We start from the raw sequence: 783 nt of genomic DNA, 5'->3' as shown, positions 1-783 counted from the left end.
AATAAGTAACAGCACGTACGGCCGGATGCCTGAATATCTTTTTCTGTTTATCTGTCGGGCTGCCTTCGGACAACCCAAGCTGCTCTGGCTGACCTTCCGTATGGGCTAGAAAGATTTTGGGTTTCTGGCCCCTGCTGTGCCCAATAGCCTGCAGCCGATTCAGTAACCTAAACCACAAAGATTCACTCAAAGGAGACGTAATTGTCACCGTAGCCCCGGACTGAATCTGGTTCTCTAATGCTGTGTTAAGAACACTATAACCCGCTTCATTGATCATGGCGGGATTCAGCCATTCCCTGAGAGTATATTGATTCACAACGATGGGGGTTTTCGGGGGGCTGGTCACCCGCTTAATGGATGACTCATACAAGCTGGCCAGCTCCTCCTCACCGACGCTGGCCCGGTAAAACTGAACATGGTCTGGCAGGTAACAGGTCTGGCCATTACTCTCATACCGCTTTCGCTCTTGCAGCGAGGTTATCTTCTGTTGAAACGTCAGATCGGACCAATCTCGCGCCCTTGAGTATAATGGCCTGACCCGCCTGTGCCGTTGCCAGCGCCCCTTGAACATGGCATATTCTGCCCTCCTTATCCACCCCCGGCCCGCCAAAGAGGAGGCGTCGCCAGTCATACTGCATATGACAATTGACTATGAGGGGAGGCACTGCCGTGTGCATGGATTCAGAATAATCTGCCAGCGATGCACCATTATCGACGTCCATGGCGTCATCAGCCTGTGCCGCCACAAGGTCAGCAGTTTTCCACGTATTGCCAGGGCGATCG

The 783-nt window shown here is 52.9% G+C and carries 2 protein-coding genes; both read right to left on the bottom strand.

The features are described from left to right. Nucleotides 1-370, bottom strand: a 370-nt coding sequence (locus E1189_RS00860; RefSeq protein WP_155158234.1) for a hypothetical protein, incomplete at its 3' end; no start/stop codon positions are given. Nucleotides 371-449: 79 nt separating this feature from the next. Next, nucleotides 450-783 (bottom strand): hypothetical protein (locus E1189_RS22455; protein WP_196220894.1); only part of this gene is annotated, 334 nt, incomplete at its 5' end.

The sequence above is a fragment of the Parendozoicomonas verongulae genome, assembly GCF_009711465.1.
Classification (GTDB): Bacteria; Pseudomonadota; Gammaproteobacteria; order Pseudomonadales; family Endozoicomonadaceae; genus Sansalvadorimonas; species Sansalvadorimonas verongulae.
The sequence above is the reverse complement of the archived record's forward strand: the minus strand, read 5'-3'. Positions and strand labels throughout refer to the sequence as shown.